The following is a 20,239-nucleotide window of genomic DNA, read 5'->3' as shown; positions in this document are numbered from 1 at the left end:
TGGCACCGCGGGCACCGGATCCTGGAAGTGAGACCACTGGGGCCGCTGACCGAAGATGATTTCCAATCACTGGAGGCGCAGGTCGACCCGGTAATCAGTGAGCGCGGCCCGCTGACAGGGCTGTTGGTCGATGCGCAGAACTTCGCCGGTTGGGAAAGTTTTGCCGCGCTGGTGTCCCATTGTCGATTCGTACGGGACCATCACAAACACATCCGCCGAATCGCCGTAGTTTCCGATCTTCCGCTACTTGGCTATATGCCGCGATTGGTCGACCACTTTGTCAGCGCCGAGGTCCGTCCCTTCTCTTCGGTCGACTACCAGCCAGCTCTGGCATGGCTCGCTGAAGCGGGTTAGCATCGCGCCATCCTAGAGCCTCTCCCTGGAATTATTTTGGAAAACGCTTTGGCAACTGTCGCGAGCGCGGCAGAGTATTTGACAGCAGCGCAATCATTGGCGAGTCAGTTGGATATTCCCTGTCTCGATTGTCGAAATCCGGCAGGGATTGACGATCGGCCGTACGTTTTGCTGTGTGGAAATCAGCTGCAATTGCAGGCCACCGGCCGCAAGGCGCCGGGTCCGGTGACAGTGGATTTTGTCGGTGGCGCACTGGCACACCGACGCAAGTACGGCGGCGGCAAGGGGCAGCAGATCGCCAAGGCCGTAGGTATTCGCAGCGGCTTCTATCCGCGCGTAGTGGATGCGACAGCGGGACTTGGCCGCGACGCCTTCGTGCTGGCCTCGCTCGGTTGCGACGTAATGATGCTGGAGCGCAACCGGGTGGTGCGCGCGCTGTTGGCCGATGGCTTGCGCCGGCTCGGGGAAGCTGCGGAGACAGACCGCGAGCTGGCTGAAATCGCCTCACGCCTACACCTTTGCGAGACCGATATTTCCGCAGTCGACTGGCTTGCGCAGCAGGCCGCGGAATCACTACCGGTGGTGTATTTGGATCCGATGTTTCCAGAGCGGGGCAAGAGCGCCAAGGTCAAAAAGGAAATGGCGGCGTTCCACCAGTTGGTGGGCGGCGATGAAGATGCCGACGCGCTGCTGGAACCGGCTTTTGCCGCTTGCTATTACCGTACCGTGGTCAAGCGGCCGCGGCTAGCGCCATTGCTGGCTGGTAAAAAACCTTCGCTATCGCTGGAGGGGAAGTCGGGGCGCTTCGATATCTACACCAAGCACGGTATACCCCACTAAACGGTTCGCCCGCCCTCTGTTCGCAATCAGCCGCTGTGTCCGCTGCGATTCGCCGTTGCTGTTCTAGCGGGCAGAACACTGAAAATGCGGGTGCCGGCCGGGCAGGGGGCGAGTCGGTCAATCGACGTTCCCGGAGGTTAGGGGCCGTGCCGCCGCACGCGCTGCCGCGGCACTCAATAGCAAGATATCAGCAGTTGACGGCGTTCACCGCCAGGCCGCCCAGCGAAGTCTCTTTGTATTTGCTCTGCATATCGATGCCGGTCTGGCGCATCGTTTCGATCACGCTGTCCAGCGGCACAATATGTGCGCCGTCGCCGCGCAGGGCCAGGCGCGCGGCGTTGATGGCTTTCACTGCGCCCATGGTATTGCGTTCGATGCAGGGCACCTGTACGAGGCCACCGATTGGGTCGCAGGTCAGGCCCAGGTTGTGCTCCATGCCGATCTCGGCGGCGTTCTCGATCTGCTGGTTGCTGCCGCCCTGAACGGCAGCGAGACCGGCTGAGGCCATGGAGCAGGCGACGCCGATCTCTCCCTGGCAGCCCACTTCCGCCGCGGAAATCGAGGCATTCTTCTTGAACAGCATACCGATGGCACCGGCGGTGAGCAGGAATTTCACCACCTGGTCCTTCAGGTCGCCGTGCTCCTTCGGATCGTGTACGAATTGCACGTAATAGGCGACCACCGCGGGAATGACACCGGCAGCACCGTTGGTCGGGGCGGTAACGATGCGGCCGCGGGCCGCGTTTTCTTCGTTGACGGCCAGTGCAAACAGGCTGACCCAGTCGAGGATGGCGAGACCGTGATTGCGCTCTTCTTCCGTCTGCTTGCTGAGTTCTCGGTAGAGTTCTGATGCGCGCCGGCGCACGTTCAGGCCGCCCGGCAATACACCGCCCTGTCGACAGCCTCGTTGAATCGAGGCGTCCATCACCTCCCATATCTGCCAAAGGTTGTCTTTGACCTCCTGTTCGCTGCGGAACGCCTTTTCATTTTCCATGGCGAGGTCGGCGATGCTCCAGCCGTGTTTGTCGCACAGTTCCATCAGCTGTGTGCCGGAACTGAAGTCGAAGGGGAGCAGGGTGGCTATCTGATCCTTGTGGGCGAAATCCTCTTCGGACAGTACGAAGCCGCCGCCAATGGAAAAATAGCTGCGCTCAAACAACAGTTCCTCGCCGCGGTAGGCCTGGCAGGTCATGCCGTTGGCGTGCTGGGGGAGGAATTCGTCATTGTGGAAAAGCAGATCGCGATCGCGAATAAACTCGACATTGTGGTCACCGCTCAGCAGCAATTTGTGGTCCTGCTCGATCTGCGCCATCTTCTCGTCGATGGTGTCCACGTCGATGGTGTCGGGGGCTTCGCCAAGCAGGCCCATCAATACCGCCATATCGGTACCGTGGCCGATACCGGTAAGGGCGAGGGAGCCATACAGGTGCACCCGCACCCGATCGGTTTTCTGCAGCTGCTCGCGGCTGGCCAGGTCCTGCACGAATTGACGCGCGGCAACCATGGGGCCCACGGTGTGAGAGCTGGAAGGGCCGACGCCGATCTTGAATAGTTCGAAAACGCTAATGCTCATAGGAAGTCTCTGGACCGCAGTTTGCCGTTGGAAGCACTGTGTGCGTTGCCGTAAAGCGGGCGATGGCACGTGCGTTCCTGCAGGATGCTTATAGGATATAGTTGCACCAATTGAGGGCGAACTTTGCCGAACAAGGCGTAACAATCAAGATGCTCTGCGCCATTCCAGATAAAATGCTACAGGTCCGGAATCTGGCGGAATTAATGCGTCTTTATGCCGCTCAGGTAATAGAAGCTACGGTGCTTTAGCGACCACTACGGCGCGTTTGGGCGGAGGGTGACCTTCGACAGTCTGATTGGGTGACTCTGGATCCAGAAAATCAGCCAGGGATTCGAAACGCATCCACTCGGTGCGGCGCTGCTCGCCAAAGCTGGTGGCGTTCACGTCCACGGTGACCGGATCTTCGAAGCCGCATTTTCTCAGCCAGCTCTCCAGTGTGGCGCAGCTGGGAATAAACCAGACATTGCGCATCTTGCCATAGCGACCCTCGGGAACGAGGCAGTCACCGAGCTCGCCGTCGATCACCAGGGTTTCCAGTACCAGCTGCCCTCCGGGGCGCAGTGTTTCCCGCAGTTCGCGCAGGTGGTCCAGCGGCGAGCGGCGGTGATAGAGCACGCCCATGGAAAAGGTGGTGTCAAAGGCCTGCAGGTTTGGCGGCAGGGCCTCGATACCCAGCGGCAGTATATCCGCGGGCTGTTCTTCGCCGAGGTATTTTTTCAGCGCATAGAACTGCGCCACGTACTTTGCCGAGGGGTCTATACCGATAACGCGCCGCGCCCCGGCACCCAGGGCGCGCCAGCAGTGATAACCGTTGCCGCAGCCGACGTCCAGTACCAGGCGATTCTCCAGGGGTGCCAGGTGCGGCAATACCCGCTCCCATTTCCAGTCCGAACGCCATTCTGTATCGATATAAATATCGAACACTTCCCAGGGTCCCTTGCGCCATGGATGCAGCTTGCGCAATTGCTGTTCCAGCTGTTGCAGCTGTGCCTCCGACGCGTCGGCGCTGCAGCCGATACGCACTTTGTCGACCAGCTCGATATAGGACGGCGTTATATCGGGCAGGCTGGCGAGGGCGGCCTGCCAGTCTGGCAGGTCGCCCCAGCGATGCGGACTCAGGCCGGCAGCGACCTGTTCCGGCAATTGCGTCAGCCAGGGGCGCAGGGCAGGGATATGCAGCAGGGCGGCGTAGAGATGGGTGTAGTCAATCACGCTGTAATCACTTGTCGGCTTTGCCCTTGATGGCAATCAGTGAGGCAAAATTGAAGCACTGAAACCAGACATCGACGCTGGTAAAACCGACCGCTTTCAATCGCTCGCGATGCGTGTCGAGGGTTTCCGGGATCAGCACATTTTCCAGCGCGGTGCGTTTCTGCGCTATCTCCAGTTCACTGTAGCCGTTGGCCCGCTTGAAGGAGTGGTGCAGGTCGATCATCAATTCGCGGTGGTCGGGATCGGTAAAGTCGACTTTCTCGGAAATAATCAGAATACCGCCGGGGCGCAGGCCGTCGTGAATTTTCTGCGCGATGGCCAGTCGCTGCTCCACCGGAACAAACTGCAGGGTAAAGTTCAGTACGACTACCGACGCATTCTCGATCGCCACGTTTTGCAGGTCATCGCAAATGAGCTGCACAGGTACCTGGCCACTGTCTGCCGCCAGTACCTTGCGTGCCTGCTCCACCATTGCCGAGGAATTGTCGACAGCGATGATTTCGCAGTTCGCCGCGGGGATACGGTGGCGCATGGACAGGGTGGCAGCACAAAGGGAGCTGCCGAGATCGTAGCAGCGGCTGCCGGACTGGGCGTAGCGTTCCGCCAGTGTGCCGATCATGGCCACAATGGTCGTGTAGCCGGGCACGGAGCGCTGAATCATGTCCGGAAAGACCTCGACCACCGATTGATCGAATCTGAATCCGGCCACATCGCCGAGTGGGTTTGCGTAGATATTGTCGTGTTTGGTCATACTGCTGGTGCCGGCAGCGCCGGTATCTGGTCTAAGCGCGAGCGCGGCCAACTGCCAAACGGCAGTGGCCCCGTCTCAGCTGTCCGCTGGCTACAACGGCTGGAGCGCTTAAAGTTTCTCTTCCTGTAAATTCAGTTTCAGGCCCGCCTCTCTGCCGAGAGCGCCGGTCACGACGGCGGTACTGGCCTTCTCCGGTTTGAGGTAACTGGTGGCGACGCGCTTCAGGTCTTCCAGGTTTACCTCCGTCACCTGGCGGCGGAATTCCTGGCGCACAGCGTGGCTGCGGCCATAGAGGTTCGAATGGAAAGCCTTCTTGGCTTCGCCGGCGGGGGAGCCGGGCTTATCCAGTGCGCCCACGACGCCAAGAATGGCTTCCTCAACCTGTTCATCCTTGTGTTTTTCCGTCGCCAGCCACTTCAGCGATGCGTCGAAGTCGTTGAGTGTTTCCTCCATGCGTGGGTCGCGGTAGGAATAGAAACGGAACACGCCGATGTTACTGTCGTGGCTGGCGCCGCCGCCATAGGCGCCACCCTGTTCGCGAATGGTGCGATGCAGGTAACCGTTGCGCAGGAAACCGCCCAGCACCGCCAGTGGGGCGGCATCCGGGTGTGTCATGGGTACCGTCGCATAGGCCTTGGCACAGAAGTTGACCTGGCTGTTGGCGAGCCACAGCTGCTCGATATGTTGTGTCTCGAAGGGCGCATTGGGATCGGCCGCCGGCAGCGAGGAGTCGGCGGACAGCGGTGCGAGCGCGTCACTGAATTCCGACAGTTTGTCCTCCTCGCCGATCAGCAGGAACTGGCGAGGTGCGGCAAGGACTTTCCGGTGAATTGCCTGGAACTGTCCAGCGAGCTTTTCCAGCCCCTGTTCGGTGTCGAGCCCGCGCACCAGTGCCTTCAGGTTGCGCAGTCCCAGCAGGCCGCCAGTGGCGTGGTTTTCGAAGGCGGCGCGGTTATAGCCGGCGCTGGCGGCGGCCATTGCCAGTGCGTGCCCATTGCCAACGACACCCTGTTCGCGGCGCGCCAGCGTCTGTAGCAGAAGCTCCTTGATACGCGGGAGTTCGTCAAAGCGCACCTCTTCCATGGTCGCCTGCATCAGTTCGGTGAGGGCCTGTTGGTTGCGCGCCAGTGCCTTGCCGGACAGGATAAAGTGGCCGCTCAGGTGCTGCAGGTCGTCGATCGCGGTGCGACTGCTGGTAAAACCGTGCAGCGCGCCGGCAACACGGGTCTGCCATTGCTGGACTTCGAGGTAGTCCTTGTCGCCGAGGCCCACCTCGCTCAACACCTGGCAATAGTAGGGCAGAAGCTGTTTCTCTTCCTCGCTGAACTCGGGCAGTGCACTTACCATCTGCTGGTAGACGAGGCCATTGGTGCCGGCGCTGTAGCGGGTCAGTTTGCGGGTGCCCAATTGGACTTCTTCACCGTCAACCTTGGGCAACTCCGGCGGGATATCCTCTACGCCGACCTTGGGAAGTATGGAGGCATCATCCTCGCGCTGCTGGCGCTCTGCCAGCGCGTGGGCGGTATGGATAATCTGTTTCTTTTCACCTTCGCTGAGCCGTGTCTTGATCTCGGCGAGTACGGCTTTCTCGTCGGCTTCGCGGCGCTCGGTGAGCCTGTCGTCCGGCGTGAGTATGAGGCGCACCCGGTGCTGGTTTTCCAGCAGCAGCTTGCGGGTCTTGTCGGCGATAAAGCGGGGGTCCTTGATCTGTTCGCGGAGTTTTTCCAGGGTCGCGTCGATATTCAGCAGGCCAATCGCATCGCCGCGATGCGTGGCGCCGGTCAGTGCGGTCAGGATCAGTTGCAGCCCGTAGGGATAACCGTCACCACCGATTTCCCGCTGCGCCAGCTCCAGTTGGTGCAAGCTGGCGGCGACCTGCTCGTAAGGCACACCTTTTTCTGCGACTTCTTCCAGCACGGTCAGCACCTGCTGTTCCAGTTCATCGGCGCGCTCTCGCTCGCTACCCTCGATGCCGCAGACAAACACCAGTTCGCGCTGCGAGTCATCCAGCCCCACGAGCGGCGAGGGCGAGGTGCCCAGGTCGGTGGTTTCCAGCAACTTCATCAGTGGGGAGGCGCTGTTGTCCAGCAGTACGCCGGACAGCAGGTGGGCGGTCAGTGCCTCTTCCAGGTCGGTGACGTCGCCCAGCAGCCAGCCAAGCACTATGTGGGTTTTCTCTTTCAACCCCTCTTCATCACTGAGCGGATAGTGTTCCTCAACCCGCAGTGGTGCCTGATAGCGGTCCTCGCGGCCGACCGCAATGGACTTGTTCAGCGGCTCAAATTTGTGCAGCGCCTTTTCCTCGAACACGGCCTGGTGCTCGGCGGCGGGAATGTCGCCAAAGGTCATGAAAACGGCATTGCTCGGGTGGTAGTGGCTGCGGTAGAACGCCACCAGCTGCTCGTAGGTCAGCTTGGGGATATCTGCCGGTTCGCCGCCGGAGTTGTAATGGTAGGTCGTGGTCGGGAAAAGGTACTTGCTCAGTGTCTGCCACAACTGGGAGGAGACCGAACTCATGGCGCCTTTCATCTCGTTGTAGACCACGCCCTTGAATACCAGCTCGCTGTCCGGGTTGTCGACTTCCTTGAACTCGAGGCGGTGTCCCTCCTGCGCGAAGTCGAGCGGGTCCAGGCGTGCGAAGAACACCGCATCGAGATAGACATCGAGCAGGTTGTCGAAGTCTTTGCGGTTCTGGCTGGCGAACGGGTAGGCGGTCCAGTCGGAACTGGTAAAGGCATTCATAAAGGTGTTGAGGGAACGCCTTATCATCATGAAGAACGGATCCCGCACCGGATACTTGTCACTGCCACAGAGGGCGGTGTGCTCGAGAATATGGGCGACGCCGGTGGAATCCTGCGGCACTGTGCGCAGGGCTACCAGAAAGACATTCTCCTGGTTGTCGGCGGCAATATGCAGGTGCTGTGCACCGGTAACTACATGGCGGTATTCTTCGACATGGACGCCGAGGGATTCGATATCTGCGCTGGTAACCAGTTCAAAGGCGGGATGTGAGTTGCTCAAAAGACAGCTCCCTGGGGTTATACGAGTTCTGTAGCCGGTGGCTGGGCCCGGCGCATGGGGGCGCTATTCTACCGCCTGTCCGCACCGGGTAAACAGCGCCGCGATGGAAAAAACGGTGCCACCGTGGATCAAAAACAGTGTTGACAAGGGTGCCAGCAGGGCAAAGACTGCGGTGAGTTTGGGGCCCCGGCATAAATGTAGACGAACACGGAGAGAGAAGTTGTCCTGGTTGGATATCATCAGTGTCACTGGCTTTTTTATTACCTGGGCGGGATACACCGTCTTTGCGCGCAAGAAGGCCAAGGTCACCTGGTCGCTGTCGTCCTCACTGCAGTGGTACCGGGTCGAGTGGATGTTGCGCATGCTGGAGCGCGACATGCGTATGCCGGATGCCGCCATCATCGGCAACCTGGAGCGGGTTATCGGTTTTTTTGCCTCGACCAGCATTCTGATTCTGGCGGGCCTGGTGACGGCGCTGAGCGCCAACAAGGCGGCAATCGAGCTGTTGAGCACTCTGCCGATTGCGGGGCAGACCTCCGTCGAGCAGTTCGAGCTGAAAATATTGCTGCTGATACTGATCTTTATTTTCGCCTTCTTCAATTTCACCTGGTCGATGCGCCAGTACTCTTTTGCCAACGTGTTGCTTGGTGCCGCGCCACCCGCCGATGCCGAGGACTTATCCCAGGAGGAGCGCCGCCGCTTTGCCATCAGCACGGCCAAGGTCATCGACCAGGCCGGACACAGCTACAACTATGGCTTGCGTTCCTATTACTTTGCGATGGCAGTGATGGGGTGGTTTATCCATCCGCTATTGTTTGTCGTCGGCTACCTGGCGGTAGTTTGGGTCCTGTTCCAACGTGAATTCCGATCCCGCACGCTGCAGTCGATCCTCGCCGCCGAGGGGCGTTCCCTCGATCAGATACTGGAGAAATAGACCGATGGAAACCGGCGATATTCTCGCGGCATTTGACGATATCGCGCGCTGTCGTGGCTGGCAGTCCCTGCATACGCCGAAAAATCTGGCCATGGCGCTGTCGGTTGAGGTGGCGGAGCTGTGTCGCCACCTGCAGTGGAAAAGCGATGCCGAAATCCACGAATTGATGCAGTCAGTTGAGTCCAGGCAGGTGGCCGCGGAACTTGCGGATATCCAGATGTACCTGTGCAAGTTGGCGGCAACCCTGGGTGTGGATATGGACAGCGCGCTGAGCGACAAGATCGAAGAAAATCGCCGGCGGCATGTTCAGCAGGGGCGGGATCTGTAATCCAGATGGCATCCGATCAATACTCAGATCGTAATTTTGACGATCTCGCGCACCGCTTCCGCAACCGCATTTACGGTGGCCTGAAGGGCGATATTCGCCTGGCTGTTCTGAACCGGGATTTGGCACCGCTGCTGGCCGAGGCGGGCTCCCTGAAGATCGTCGACGCCGGTGGCGGCCAGGGGCAGTTTGCCATCGATCTGGCGCAGGGCGGGCACCGGGTCTACCTGGCCGATATCTCTGCACAGATGCTGGAGCAGGCCGCGGAGCGGGTTAAGGAGCGCCAGTTGCAGGAGCGGGTCACGCTGTTGCACCGGTCGCTGCAGGAGCTTTACCAGGTGCCGGAGCTGCAGGGCGCCGATCTGGTGATCTGTCACGCGGTGATGGAGTGGCTGGCGGAGCCGAAGCGAGCCGTGGAGCAGTTGCGGGCATTGCTCAAACCCGGCGGTTACCTGTCCCTGACCTTCTACAACCGCCGTGCGCTCGAGTTCCGCCTGCTGCAGCGCGGCAGTTTTCGCCAGCTGGATCGCAATATCGATACCGGTCATTGGGGCGGTCATCCCGGCAGCCTGACGCCGCAGAATCCGCTGTTGCTTGAGTGGGTGCAGGACTGGCTGGCGCAGGCTGGATTGACCGTTGTCGCGCACAGCGGCATCCGCTGTTTTCACGACTTCATGACCCCGGTCATCCGCGACAAGCTTCCCGCCGCGGCGATCATGGAAAAGGAGCTGGAGTTTTCCCGCATCGACCCCTATCGGCAGCTGGCGCGCTACGTGCACCTGCTGTGTCGCCTATAGGAGACCGTGGCCACTACAAATCGCGCAACAACAGTTCCTTGGCCGCATTGATGCGCGAGGCAAGGTAATCATTGCCGCCGCGGTCCGGGTGGAATTTCTGGATGAGTTTGCGGTGGGCGTCGATGATGTCATCGCGGCTGGCACTCTCGTCGACACCCAGTATGCGGCGCGCCTCGGCTGGGGTCAGGGGAGCGGACTTGTCCGCGTCGGCGGCGTGCTCGTTCTTTTTCTGTTCCTGTCGGGCCTGGGCGTGTTTGGCGAGCAGCGGCGCCAGCCAGGGCAGGTGCCGGCTCAACCAGCTCAAGGTCCTGCCGATAACGGGCAGCACCAGCGCAATGGCGGCGGCCACCCAGTGCAGGCGGCCACTGATGGCCAGCAATACCGCAGCCAGCGCCAGGCCAATCAGCAGCCACTGCAGCAACAGCTTGCGCCTGTCCTGCGGTGCGCTGGTTTTGAATTTTTGCCACGCCAGCCAGGCAAATATGCCGACGGCAATCAGCAGGATCATGCGGCCCAAAGGCAGACTCCTCGGTGAGACTTGGAGCCGCTAGCTTATCAGATGTCGACTCTCATTCCTGCGGCGATAAAGTCGCCCCGCGAACGAGCCACATCGTTACTGTCATCTATGCCGCCTTCGACGTACAGCCGCACCCGCTCGTTCCACTGATACTGGAACCCCAGGAAAAGATACCCCAGGCGATACTTGTCTCCGGTAATCAGGGCCTGTTCGAAAATCTCGTCATCGTGGGATTTCAGCAGGTTGTGGCCACCGTAGAAGGAATAGCAGTTGTATTTGCCCCAGGTCCAGCTGATAAAACTCTCCGAACCGATGGCGTTGAAGAAGTTGGTCGCACCGGCGGTGGTACTGGGTGGCGCCAGCTCGTTGTTGTGGGAGCGGTGCCAGTTATAGGCGGCGTAGAGCCCCTGCTGGAAGGCGCCCCTGCCGTAGGCGATGCCGCCGATAAAGGCGAAATCGTTGCTGCTGGCATTGATCACCTCGTCATCCCGGATCAGGACCGGAAAAGCGGGATCAGAAATATCGAACAGCAACCCCCTTTTCGTATGGAGATCCAGGTTGACCCGGTTATAGGCCGTACCGATAAACAGGCCGTCCCCGATATCGACTTTGTAGGTCAGCGATGCACCTCGCGATATGCCGTATTCACAGTCTTCCGGCGGACAGACGAGCAGGGTATCGGGACCGCGGGCGCCCTCGGCCTGGATGTTCAGGTCTGCCACGTGCGCGGCGTATTGCAGGCCGATCTGGAATTCCCCGCACAGCGCGCGCCAGCGCTTGCGCCAGGTAAGCGCCCCGTCCGCGCGCCCGGTACCGGTGATGCCGCCGTCGCCACCGAGGGCAAAGGCGCCACTGGCCAGCCCGCCGGACACGTTGTACCAGTCGGTAATGTGCGCGACGTCGTAATAGACGGCCCATTGCTTGCCGACGGCAAAATCGCCCCAGAATTTGTGTTTCGCGTAGGCGTGGCCCTGACGAACAAATAGCGGGTCTTGCTGCTCTCCGGGCTCAGCCTGCTGGTCACCGGAGATAATTATCTGCTGGTTGGGGGAAACCAGTCGCAACCCCCACTCAATATTGAACCCAACATTCCAGTCTTTGTAAGCGGGAACATCGAGGTTGAAGCCAAGGCGCGAGGCGCCATCGATCAACTCGGTGTTCCCCTGAATATTTATCTGGTGGGTGGTCATGTAGCCCTGTATGTACAGGGCGACTTCCTTGGATTCAAAGACCGGCAAGGCCTGGGTTTTCACCGTGACGAGTACGGAGAGGAGTGTTAAGCCTGCTGAAGTGAACTTACGCATTGCACTATTCACATCTTCCCTGCGCTACTTAGGCAGTTATTTCCGGATTATTCGAATAACAAGGTAGCTCAGTGACTGGGATGGGCGTACCAAAAGGCAATCGGAAAGTGCTATTTTGGCGGATTCACCTTTTAACCGGCGACACAGATGACAGTTTTTGACGAGCTTTTGTGAGTCGTGGCGACCGGGCCGGCTGAAGCCTATAAAAATTGACGGTAGACTAGCTGCGCTGGCAGCGATTGCCACGTTCACATTCGAATTCTGAAATAGAGGAGATGTATACAGAGCCATGGCGTCCAGTAGCTACAGTCGTCGCCTGTTTGGATTGATCGTCCGCCAGAACGCCCACCCGGATATGCGCAAGCTGCGCCGTGAAGCGGGAGAGGCCACTCTGCACGGCAACAAATTCTGGAAGAGTTCGTGCCTGATGATGGACTACCTGAAGCGCCATCCGCTGAAGCAGGGTGCCAGGGTGCTCGACCTGGGATGTGGCTGGGGCCTGGGAGGCATTTTCTGCGCAAAACACTTCCATGCGCGCGTAACGGGGTTGGATGCTGACCCCAGTGTTTTTCCGTTCCTGGAATATCACGCGAAGCTAAATGACGTCAGCGTGGATACCTGGCACTGCCGCTATGAAAAGGTGACCAAGTCTGATTTGGCCGAGTACGATGCGGTGATCGGCACTGATATTTGTTTCTGGGATAATCTGGAGCCCACACTCTATAATCTGGCCCGCCGCGCGCTGCAGGCCGGTGTGGGGCGGGTGGTGCTGGCCGATCCGGGGCGATCGCCGTTTTTCCGGCTGGCGCAGCGAGCGGAAGAGAAATTGGGGGCCGAGTACCTTGACTGGGCAGTGTCGCGCCCGATGAAGGCTACTGGCGGTATTTTGGTTGCCGGAGAAACCGGCGCTTGAGGTGATTGATGCAATACGACAAATTCCAGGTGCCCGATGCAGATCAGACTTTGCCGGGACGTGAACAGCCGATGGAAATCAGTGCGGTTCACTATGTGAATGGCCACCCAATGAAAGCGCCGTTTCCAGACGGTATGGAAAAAGCCATCTTCGGTATGGGCTGTTTCTGGGGGGTAGAGCGGCTGTTCTGGGAAATCGACGGCGTCTATACCACTGCGGCAGGGTACGCAGATGGTGCCACCGAGAACCCGAACTATGAGGAGGTCTGCAGCGGGCGCACCGGCCACGCGGAAACTGTTCTGGTCGTGTTCGACCCGAAGAAGGTCAGTTATGGTGAGCTATTGCGCCGCTTCTGGGAGGAGCACGACCCGACTCAGGGCATGCGCCAGGGCAATGACCTGGGGTCCCAGTATCGCTCCTGTATTTTCTGTTTCGACGAGGCGCAGCTTGAGGAGGCGAAAGCGAGCAAACAAGCCTTCCAGCAGGCGTTGGCTGAAAAGGATTACGGTGAGATAACCACCGAAATTGCGATGGCGTCCGAGTTCTACTACGCCGAGGAGTACCACCAGCAATACCTGGCGAAGAACCCGGATGGTTATTGCGGCCTGGCTGGTACCGGCGCCTGTCTGCTGCGGTGACAAGGCGCATTCTCTGATCGGGCCGGCCCTTCCTGCCGGCTCTCTGCTTTCTGCCTCCTGGCCCTCTGCCGCGCTACAGCCGCTCGCCATTCCGCGGAACTTTTGATCGCTTTGATCCTGTTATGGGGCCCTGTCCGTTTCGTCTATCTTTTTTTAACAGCTATCCAACTCTATTGATCGAATGCGCTTGGCGCGTTCGGGCGAGGAAGTCGTGTGCTCTAGATGGATGAAAGTCGTGCTGTTGCAGTTGGTCACTCTGGTGGTGGTCGCACAGTCTTCGGATCCGGAGGCTAGCCTGGCCGATCCAGGCCAACACCCTCTTGAACCGCTCGATCTATCCAGTCCGCGAGCGACGCTTAGTTCGTTCCTGAGTCGAGGTGACGAACTCGCGCGTTATGCGCGAACCGAGTATTGGTCGGACCCCAGTCGCCAATTGGCACAGCGCCTTGCGCAAAAACAGGCGCAGATCCGCAAAATGCTGGATCTCAGCAAGATCCCGCCCGCCGCCCGCGATGACTTTGGCAACGACGCTGCCATCTACCTCTATGACGTCCTGTCACGCATCGAGCTGCCCCCGTGGGACGAGATTCCCGGCCGGGAGAAGGTGGCCGAACTGGCGCCGATAGCGGTAGAGCAGACTGGGGGTTCGCAAAAGAAATCCGGCGTTGCGGGCGCCGTTGGCGCAATCGAGGGTGGCAACAAAGATGCCGAAGATGGGGTTTCGCTGGCGAGCTGGACGGTGCCCCACACAGAAGTCACGCTGGTTCGGTTGACGGATGGTCCCCAGTCGGGGAAGTTTGTTTTCTCCGCCGATACGGTTGCGCGCGCCCATGAGTTTTACCGACGCGTGCGGGACCTTCCATACCAGCGCGAGTTGCCGTTGCGAAACTATGCGGAAATGAGGCCGTATCTCGCAATGCGTGGCTGGCTGGTATCACCGCAACGGATTGAATCATTCCCGGACTGGATGAAGCGCAGTATTTTCAGGCAGGCTGTCTGGAAGTGGTTGGCTCTTATCGTTGCTATTGCCGTTTACGGTCTGTTCTTTGCTGTCCTTTACCGGCTGTCGGCGAGGTTTCGGCGGAGCGAGCATATGCTTGTGGCCCTGTCACGATTTGTGGTGCCGCTGGTTTTACTCGTCGCGACTCTTCCTCTCGCGACTTTCCTGCATCGGCAGTTAACCCTGACCGACGCCGTGGGGGGCGCTGTTTCCCTGGTGGCGGAACTCATCAGTTATATTGCCCTTGCCTGGCTGGCCTGGTCGCTGCCCTTGGCGATCATGGAGATCTATATTCACCGTTCGAGAGTGCTCGATCAGAGTCTGGACGCCAATCTGCTGCGTTTTATCGCGCGTACACTCGGATTGGTCGGCGTGATTGCGGTGGCATTCCTATTGACCAGTCGTCTCGGTGCACCGCTCTATAGCCTGGTGGCCGGCTTCGGTATCGGCGGTGTGGCAATCGCGCTGGCGATGCGTGGATCTTTCGAAAATTTTATTGGCAGTCTCAACCTGTTCGGCGACAAGCCCGTCAAGGTTGGCGATTTCTGTCGTTACGGCGAGGACGCGGGGGATGACTTTCAGCGTGCCGGCACAGTAGAGAGTATTGGCATGCGCTCTACGCGCTTGCGGGGGATCGATAACAGCCTGACGACCATCCCCAATGCGGAATTCAGTCAGATGCATATCGTCAATTACACAACGCGCCGTCACATCCTATTGAAGACAGCGCTCTCGCTCCGTTTTGAAACCAGCGAAGACCAGTTGCGTTTCCTGCTGGTGAATATCCGCGAGATGCTGGTAGGGCATCCGCGCGTAGTGGACGAAGAGCCATCGGTTCGATTTGCCGGTTTTGGTTCTTCGGGGCTGATTGTGCAGTTGCGGGTTGATATCGACAGCAACGACTTTCCGGAGTATCGGGCCATCTGTGAGGATATTTACTTCCGCATTTTCAGGATTGTGCACCAGTCAGGTACGGATTTCGCTTTCCGCTCCCAAACGATCTACTTCTCGCGAGATGGCGGTATTGATGTAGAGCGGCAGCAGTCAGCGGAGGCGCAGGTGCGCGAATGGGCTGCTGCCCAGGAAATGCCTTTCCCGAATTTCAGCCCCGAGCAGCGTGCGGCGCTGCGCAACACGGTTTACTACCCGCCGGAGGGGGCGCCCGGCTCAGAGGGATGAGGGCGGTTATCCGGCTTCGGTCTCCGGGTAGACGATATGCGCGCACCAGTCGCTCCAGCTGCCCGGATAGAGCAGCGCGTCGGTGCAGCCGATCAGGTAGAGTGAAAACAGATTCACGCAGGCCGTGACACCGGAACCGCAGTAATTCACCAGGCGGTCGTCCGCGGGAATGTCTTGCCAGTGGTCTCGCAGCTCCCTGACGGACTTGAGCTTGCCATCCTCTCTGGTCACCCCCTGCCAGGGTTTGTTGAGGGCGGTGGGGATGTGTCCCGCTATGGGATCGAGGGGTTCCTCGATCCCGGCAAAACGCTGCGTATCGCGGGCGTCGACCAGCTGCCAGGGCGGGTTTTCAAGATTTCTGTATATCTGTCGGTGATCGAGCAACATGTCGTTGCGGGGGGTGGCGACGAAGTTGCCCGGCGCGGGCGAGGAGGTGCTCGTACTGAGCGGCAACCCTGCGTCGCGCCAGGCCTTGAAACCGCCGTTCAACACGGCAATTTTTTCATGGCCGAAATAGTGAAGCAGGAACCAGGCGCGCGCGGCAAATGCGAGACGGCTATCGTCATAGACGACAACCAGTGAATCTCGATTGATACCGTTTTCGCGGGCAAACTGCTGAAACTCCGCCGGGCTCGGCAGCGGGTGGCGGCCGCCGTATCGGCCCAGGGGACCTGACAGGTCCGTATGCAGGCAGGCGTATCGGGCGCCGGGAATATGGCCGGCGGAGTAGGCCCGCGCGCCGGCTTCGGGATCGGCGAGGTCATAGCGGCAATCCAGGATTACCACATCGGATGTCGGCTCCAAGTCTGCCAGTTCGCTTACTTCAATGATTGCCTTTTCGCTCATGCTCGTCGCGCCGGTGCATTTATCGTCGTTATACCGGCGAAATTAAGCGTATATGAGCACTTTGTCCAGCGACTCGGGTGGCTTTCCCTCCGGCTGCTATTCCGGACTAGCAAACGGTCAATCTGTGTCCACTGCGGGACTATTGAGTCAATCCTGATGGCTGTATTGACCGGGTGGCGGGGCATCACCGTCAGCGGGAATCTTGTTGGCGATCTCCTCGCGGCGGCAGGCCTTGACGGCATCGGTCTGGTCTTCTTTCGGGTTATCGAGGAAGCGCGCTGCGGCCTCTTCGGCACAGTTGCTGGCCGAGATGATGTCGTGTGCCAGGGCCGGAAACAGCAGCCACTGGTGGTTTGGCAGCTTTTGCCGGGCTTTGTCCACATCGTCGGCGGCCAGCACCGGGTCCAGCCCCCCGTGCAGGAGCATGACGGGCAGAGGCGTCGCTATTGCCTTCGATTCCGAGAGGGGTGCCGACGGGATGGCCCAGATCCGGCACTGCACCTGCATCAATTCGATATCGGAGCGCACTGCACCGCCGAGAATCCCGCTGTCGGCGGCACTGGCGCGGGCCTTGTCGAAATCGACAAAGGGGGCTTCCTCATAACAGAAATGGCTGACACCGGCGGCGTCCCCGAAATAGGGATCGAGGACGATTTCCATAAAATGGCTCACCGCCGCCTGAACAGGCTTCAGGTCCGCGCTGTCGCTGGTTTCCAGCGCTTCGATGACTTTCGGCAGGTCGCTGTAGAAATTTTCGTTGTATAGCGCCTGGAAGAGCACGCGCAGCAAGCGCTGACCGGTCAGTACGAACGGGTACTCCTCGTCCGAGAAACGGTGGGTAATGGGGATGGTTCGCGGGTTTTCATCCAGTGTCTGTACGAGGTTCTCCAGGCGGCGGCCCAGGTCCGGGTAGCGGCTGTTGCAGAGCTTGTCTTCGATACAGGCCTGCAACCCGCGCTGATAGGCAGCCAGTGAATCTTTGGCCAACTGCTGGGTGTAGACGATATTCGGGAAGACGGCGCTGTTCAGCACCAGTGCCCGCACGGAATCCGGGTAATCCCGGGCCATGGTGAGGGCATAGCGGGAGGCGTAGGAGACGCCGTACAGATTGAACTTCTCCACCCCCATCTGTTGCCGCAGTGCTTCCACATCCCGGGCAATGATCGCACTGTTGTACTGGGCCAGGTCGGCCGCCTTGTCCAGGCGGCTGTAACAGCGCTCCATGCTGAAGGTAAACACCCGCGCTTCTTCGTCCGAGGACAATTTGCGCCGGAAAGCGGTCTGCGCGTCCTCGATAAACTCGCTGCAAGTGAGGCGCGGCTGGGCCATGCCGGTGCCGCGCGGATCCATGATGATCAGGTCGCGGCCGTCGTCTACCGTCATCGCGGCGTAGTTGATCCACAACCAGTCGCTGGCGTTTTCCGGCTCCAGGCCGAGGCTGGCGCCGGGACCGCCGGCACCCAGGTGCAGCAGGGGGTATTTGCCGGCATCCGGTTCATTGGCAATAAAGCGCACCACCGGGAACTGGATCTTGCGCTGCGATGGCTTGGCGTAGTCTTCCGGTACTTCCATCATGAAGCACTGGGTAACCGGCCAGCTGTTATCAGTTTCGAACCAGCAGGGCTTGGGAATAAGACGCGTGGGGCCCGCGCTGCCGTCCTGCTGAGCGCTTCGGTCACAGGCGCTGAGCAGGATGCAGAGAAGAAATAGGGCGGTTTTGTGAAGACGGAAATCACACACTGCGGTAATACCTGTGAATACTGGCTGGTCAGTTGTTGCCGAAACGCGCGATGGGCGCGGATAGATTCCAACGCAGGGCGGCGAGCCGAATCGTGAGGGTCACCAAAACTGCGATGGCTACTACTATTTCACCCGGCACCTTGCCGCTGGCATCGAGTATCACCAGCACCGCGGCGCCACTGAGTGCCGCTGTGGCATAGATCTCCCGGCGCAGTAGCAGGGGGATATCCCCGGCCAGGATATCGCGAATCAGTCCGCCAAAAGTGCCGGTCATCACCCCCATCACGATGGCGATTGCCGGTGAGTGGCCCAATTCCAGTACCTTCTGTGTGCCGATCACTACAAAGACCGCCAGGCCCATGGCGTCGGCGATCATCAGCAGGCGCATCGGCACCTGCAGGTAGCGAATCAGGTAGAAGCTGACAACCCCGGTGGCGGCAGCAATCCAGAGATAGTAGCTGTCCTGCAGCCAGAATACCGGAATATTCAGGATCATGTCGCGGGTGGTGCCACCGCCAGTCGCGGTCACACAGGCCAGCACCACTGCGCCGAACAGGTCCATCTGCTTGTGACCTGCCGCCAGCACACCGGTGAAGGCAAACACCACTATCCCGATTAGATCGAACCAGTACAGCAGATGTTCCATAACTTTTTGTGTCCGGGAGTCAGGTGGGCCCGGCTGCCGAGGTTATATGCGAGCAGGCCTTGAATGCAATATGCAGCTTGGCGGGTAGGGTGCAGCGTATCCGTCGTGGCTGACGGATACGCTGTTGGCGGGCTTAAACGAAGGCCTGCAGGCCGGTCTGTGCGCGCCCCAGGATCAGGGCGTGGACATCGTGGGTGCCCTCGTAGGTATTCACCGCTTCCAGGTTCATTACGTGGCGAATCACGTGGAACTCGTCGGCAATACCGTTACCGCCGTGCATATCGCGAGATACGCGGGCAATGTCCAGTGCCTTGCCACAGTTGTTGCGCTTCATCAGCGAGATCATGGTCGGGTCGAAGTGCTTGTCCTCGTCCATGATGCGGCCGACTCGCAGTGAACCCTGCAGTCCCAGGGCGATTTCGGTCTGCATGTCGGCGAGCTTCTTCTGGAACAGTTGGGTCTGTGCCAGCGGGCGGTTGAACTGCTTGCGGTCGAGGCCATACTGGCGCGCGGCGTGCCAGCAGTATTCGGCTGCGCCGATGGCGCCCCAGGAGATACCGTAGCGGGCGCGGTTCAGGCAGCCAAACGGGCCGCGCAGGCCGCCGATGTCGGGGAACTTGTTCTCTTCCGGCACGAACACGTTGTCCATGACAATTTCGCCGGTAATGGACGCGCGCAGGGAGAATTTGCCCTCGATCTTCGGTGCACTCAGGCCTTCCATACCCTTGTCGAGGATAAAGCCACGGATGATGTCCTCTTCATCTTTCGCCCAGACGACGAACACGTCGGCGATCGGGCTGTTGGTGATCCACATCTTGGAGCCGCTCAGGCGGTAGCCGCCGTCCACTTTCTTGGCGCGGGTCTTCATGCCACCGGGATCGGAACCGGCATCCGGTTCGGTCAGGCCGAAGCAGCCGACCCACTCACCGGTGGCCAGCTTGGGCAGGTATTTTTCTTTCTGCGCTTCGCTGCCATAGGCGGAGATGGGATACATCACCAGGCTGGACTGAACACTCATGGCGGAGCGGTAGCCGGAGTCCACGCGCTCCACCTCGCGGGCCACCAGGCCGTAGGACACGTAGTTCAGGCCGGCGCAGCCGTAACCTTCGATGGTGGAACCGAGCAGGCCCAGCTCACCCATTTCGCGCATGATCTCGCGGTCGAAAATTTCGTGGCGGTTCGCCTCCAGAACGCGCGGCATGAGCTTGCTCTGGCAGTATTCGCGCGCGGTGTCGCGCACCATGCGCTCTTCGTCACTCAGCTGGCGGTCCAGCAGCAGAATGTCGTCCCAGTGGGCGAGGGGCTGATGTTTACTCATGGTGTGTCTCGTCTACTTCCGTTATTGATCTCAACCGGCGTGTCCAGCCGGTCCGATTGTGCGGGCGGCGCCGATTGCGCGGCCCGGATCAGCTTCTGGAGTGGTGCCGCCGGTGATCCTCGCGACAGTACCCTGTGACCGATCAGTTTAGTGTGGCGCATCATACCTAAGTAGGGGCGTCGGAGCACTCCCGCCGGAGGCAAAATTTCCTCCCGGTTCCCGCTTTTAGCGTAAACAACCGTAAATTGCCTTGCAGGTCCAAATACGGATTCCATAATAGGCGCAATAATTTTCCAACTTGACGCTAAATCAGAGACTTTGGTGATATTTC

General features: G+C 59.7%; 18 protein-coding genes. 8 read left to right on the top strand and 10 right to left on the bottom strand.

Annotated features, from left to right (window positions below; all coding sequences use genetic code 11):
- Nucleotides 1-27 precede the first annotated feature (27 nt).
- Together BUC36_RS02295 and BUC36_RS02290 are read left to right on the top strand one after the other, a co-directional pair.
- Nucleotides 28-354 (top strand): SpoIIAA family protein, encoded by a 327-nt coding sequence (locus BUC36_RS02295; protein ID WP_234994867.1) that lies wholly within the window; start codon nucleotides 28-30, stop codon nucleotides 352-354.
- A gap of 36 nt (nucleotides 355-390) precedes the next feature.
- The gene (locus BUC36_RS02290; RefSeq protein WP_143186859.1) at nucleotides 391-1,194 is read left to right on the top strand and encodes a class I SAM-dependent methyltransferase; all 804 of its coding nucleotides are present in this window, start codon (nucleotides 391-393) and stop codon (nucleotides 1,192-1,194) included.
- Between the two features lie 187 nt (nucleotides 1,195-1,381).
- Here the strand turns inward: BUC36_RS02290 and BUC36_RS02285 are convergent, their stop codons facing one another.
- The 4 genes from BUC36_RS02285 to BUC36_RS02270 form a co-directional block, all read right to left on the bottom strand.
- A complete protein-coding gene (locus BUC36_RS02285; RefSeq protein WP_073271033.1) occupies nucleotides 1,382-2,767 on the bottom strand; it encodes an L-serine ammonia-lyase in 1,386 nt (461 codons plus the stop codon).
- A 234-nt stretch (nucleotides 2,768-3,001) separates the two neighbouring features.
- Nucleotides 3,002-3,979, bottom strand: coding sequence for a tRNA 5-methoxyuridine(34)/uridine 5-oxyacetic acid(34) synthase CmoB (cmoB, locus tag BUC36_RS02280; protein ID WP_073271031.1), 978 nt, complete (start codon nucleotides 3,977-3,979; stop codon nucleotides 3,002-3,004).
- 7 nt (nucleotides 3,980-3,986) lie between these two features.
- A complete protein-coding gene (gene cmoA / locus BUC36_RS02275) occupies nucleotides 3,987-4,730 on the bottom strand; it encodes a carboxy-S-adenosyl-L-methionine synthase CmoA (protein WP_073271028.1) in 744 nt (247 codons plus the stop codon).
- Nucleotides 4,731-4,838: 108 nt separating this feature from the next.
- Nucleotides 4,839-7,751: an insulinase family protein gene (locus tag BUC36_RS02270; RefSeq protein WP_073271026.1), complete on the bottom strand. Its 2,913-nt coding sequence runs from the start codon at nucleotides 7,749-7,751 to the stop codon at nucleotides 4,839-4,841.
- A 220-nt stretch (nucleotides 7,752-7,971) separates the two neighbouring features.
- Here BUC36_RS02270 and BUC36_RS02265 point away from each other — a divergent pair, with 220 nt between their 5' ends.
- The 3 genes from BUC36_RS02265 to BUC36_RS02255 are packed head-to-tail and all read left to right on the top strand — an operon-like array spanning nucleotide 7,972 to nucleotide 9,807.
- On the top strand, nucleotides 7,972-8,685 hold the full coding sequence (locus tag BUC36_RS02265; protein WP_073271024.1) for a DUF599 domain-containing protein: 714 nt from the start codon (nucleotides 7,972-7,974) through the stop codon (nucleotides 8,683-8,685).
- 4 nt (nucleotides 8,686-8,689) lie between these two features.
- Nucleotides 8,690-9,013: a nucleotide pyrophosphohydrolase gene (locus BUC36_RS02260; protein WP_073271023.1), complete on the top strand. Its 324-nt coding sequence runs from the start codon at nucleotides 8,690-8,692 to the stop codon at nucleotides 9,011-9,013.
- 5 nt (nucleotides 9,014-9,018) lie between these two features.
- On the top strand, nucleotides 9,019-9,807 hold the full coding sequence (locus BUC36_RS02255) for a methyltransferase (RefSeq protein ID WP_073271021.1): 789 nt from the start codon (nucleotides 9,019-9,021) through the stop codon (nucleotides 9,805-9,807).
- A gap of 13 nt (nucleotides 9,808-9,820) precedes the next feature.
- Here the strand turns inward: BUC36_RS02255 and BUC36_RS02250 are convergent, their stop codons facing one another.
- Nucleotides 9,821-10,315, bottom strand: coding sequence for a DnaJ domain-containing protein (locus BUC36_RS02250; RefSeq protein WP_200797225.1), 495 nt, complete (start codon nucleotides 10,313-10,315; stop codon nucleotides 9,821-9,823).
- Between the two features lie 47 nt (nucleotides 10,316-10,362).
- Entirely contained in the window at nucleotides 10,363-11,628 is a 1,266-nt protein-coding gene (locus tag BUC36_RS02245; RefSeq protein ID WP_143186858.1) for a porin, read from the bottom strand.
- Nucleotides 11,629-11,983: 355 nt separating this feature from the next.
- Between BUC36_RS02245 and BUC36_RS02240 the strand changes: the two genes are divergently transcribed.
- The 3 genes from BUC36_RS02240 (at nucleotide 11,984) to BUC36_RS02230 (ending at nucleotide 15,358) form a co-directional block, all read left to right on the top strand.
- The gene (locus BUC36_RS02240) at nucleotides 11,984-12,541 is read left to right on the top strand and encodes a class I SAM-dependent methyltransferase (RefSeq protein WP_234994866.1); all 558 of its coding nucleotides are present in this window, start codon (nucleotides 11,984-11,986) and stop codon (nucleotides 12,539-12,541) included.
- 8 nt (nucleotides 12,542-12,549) lie between these two features.
- A complete protein-coding gene (msrA, locus tag BUC36_RS02235; protein ID WP_073271012.1) occupies nucleotides 12,550-13,179 on the top strand; it encodes a peptide-methionine (S)-S-oxide reductase MsrA in 630 nt (209 codons plus the stop codon).
- 226 nt (nucleotides 13,180-13,405) lie between these two features.
- On the top strand, nucleotides 13,406-15,358 hold the full coding sequence (locus BUC36_RS02230; RefSeq protein ID WP_159435968.1) for a mechanosensitive ion channel family protein: 1,953 nt from the start codon (nucleotides 13,406-13,408) through the stop codon (nucleotides 15,356-15,358).
- A gap of 6 nt (nucleotides 15,359-15,364) precedes the next feature.
- On the opposite strand, the gene BUC36_RS02225 is transcribed toward BUC36_RS02230, so the two are convergent.
- The 4 genes from BUC36_RS02225 to BUC36_RS02210 all read right to left on the bottom strand — a co-directional run bounded on the left by BUC36_RS02225 (nucleotide 15,365) and on the right by BUC36_RS02210 (nucleotide 19,908).
- On the bottom strand, nucleotides 15,365-16,204 hold the full coding sequence (locus BUC36_RS02225) for a sulfurtransferase (protein ID WP_073271009.1): 840 nt from the start codon (nucleotides 16,202-16,204) through the stop codon (nucleotides 15,365-15,367).
- Between the two features lie 147 nt (nucleotides 16,205-16,351).
- The gene (locus BUC36_RS02220; protein WP_234994865.1) at nucleotides 16,352-17,779 is read right to left on the bottom strand and encodes an alpha/beta fold hydrolase; all 1,428 of its coding nucleotides are present in this window, start codon (nucleotides 17,777-17,779) and stop codon (nucleotides 16,352-16,354) included.
- 193 nt (nucleotides 17,780-17,972) lie between these two features.
- Nucleotides 17,973-18,590 (bottom strand): trimeric intracellular cation channel family protein, encoded by a 618-nt coding sequence (locus BUC36_RS02215; RefSeq protein WP_073271007.1) that lies wholly within the window; start codon nucleotides 18,588-18,590, stop codon nucleotides 17,973-17,975.
- Between the two features lie 133 nt (nucleotides 18,591-18,723).
- A complete protein-coding gene (locus BUC36_RS02210; protein ID WP_073271005.1) occupies nucleotides 18,724-19,908 on the bottom strand; it encodes an acyl-CoA dehydrogenase in 1,185 nt (394 codons plus the stop codon).
- Nucleotides 19,909-20,239 lie beyond the last annotated feature (331 nt).

It is taken from the genome of Microbulbifer donghaiensis (genome assembly GCF_900129095.1).
GTDB classification, from domain to species: domain Bacteria; phylum Pseudomonadota; class Gammaproteobacteria; order Pseudomonadales; family Cellvibrionaceae; genus Microbulbifer; species Microbulbifer donghaiensis.
This window is presented reverse-complemented; position numbering and strand designations above follow the sequence as displayed.